Origin of the sequence: Acinetobacter sp. WCHA39 (genome assembly GCF_002165385.1) — a bacterium.
Classification (GTDB): domain Bacteria; phylum Pseudomonadota; class Gammaproteobacteria; order Pseudomonadales; family Moraxellaceae; genus Acinetobacter.
This window is the reverse complement of sequence record NZ_NHRP01000086.1, coordinates 1-1,087: the sequence shown is the minus strand read 5'-3', so window position 1 is coordinate 1,087 and position 1,087 is coordinate 1. Positions and strand designations below refer to the sequence as shown.

Here is a 1,087-nt window from a genome sequence, read left to right as displayed (position 1 = left end):
GGCGAATTCAAACATGAGGTGCGACAGTTTCAAAAGCCATATGATAATCAACAAGCTGAGCAAATTTCTCTAATGGTGTAAGCCAATCTAACGCCTTTCTAGGACGAGTATTCAGTGACATGGCAACTTGATTTAAATAATGCTGATCTGCCTGATTTAAATCAATCCCTTTAGGTAAATATTGCCTAATTAAACCATTCATATTTTCGCATGTGCCTTTTTGCCAGGGTGAATGTGGGTCACAGAAATATACATCTATGCCTAAATCTTCTTCGAGTATTTTATGTTCTGACATCTCACGTCCACGGTCATAGGTCAACGTTTTACGCAGTTCTGCAGGTAAATATTTCAGAGCTTCAGTTAAAGCCTTGCGCACTGATTCTGCCTTTGCATCAGGTAATGTTGCCAAGATACAGAGCCGTGTATTTCGTTCAATAAGTGTTGCTATCGAACTTTTATTGTCTTTACCTTTAATTAAATCAGCTTCCCAATGACCCGGTATTTTTCTTTCTTGAACTTCGGCTGGGCGCTCATGAATAGTTTTAATATCCTGTAATATAGAATCTTTTTTAGGTTCACCGTTAGCTTTTCGCTTTTTATTTTCATGACGTAGACAGGATAATAAGTCTTTTTTCAACTCACCCTTGGGTAATGCTCGTATCGTTGAATAAATCGTTGTATGGCTTACATTCATTGTTTGATCCAAATCAGGAAATGTCTTTAAACGCTTTGCTATTTGCTGAGGAGACCATAAACAACGGATCGCTTCAACAATAAATTTCCAGAGGATTGAATCGATTTTGAGTTTTCTGTGACCACGTCTACGTCTAGCAAAAGTGTTATCAGAAGCATATTGAGCTTGATAAACGTCATTGATGCTATTTCTTTTAAGCTCACGATAGATCGTACTAGGATGTCTTTTAATGAGTTCAGCAAATTTTCTGGCTGAAAAGCCTTCTTTTCTTGACTCAAGCATTAATGCAGTACGATCTTCAAAGTTAAGATGATGGTATGACAATTTTATATACTCCATAAACCCTTTAAATTAATTAGGTGGTTTATGTCGCACTTCAAGTTTTACTCTGCC

The 1,087-nt window shown here is 37.0% G+C and carries 1 protein-coding gene; it reads right to left on the bottom strand.

The window, feature by feature from the left end; genetic code table 11:
- Window positions 1–7 precede the first annotated feature (7 nt).
- On the bottom strand, window positions 8–976 hold the full coding sequence (locus CDG56_RS16700) for an IS30 family transposase (RefSeq protein ID WP_012308653.1): 969 nt from the start codon (window positions 974–976) through the stop codon (window positions 8–10).
- Window positions 977–1,087: the final 111 nt, after the last annotated feature.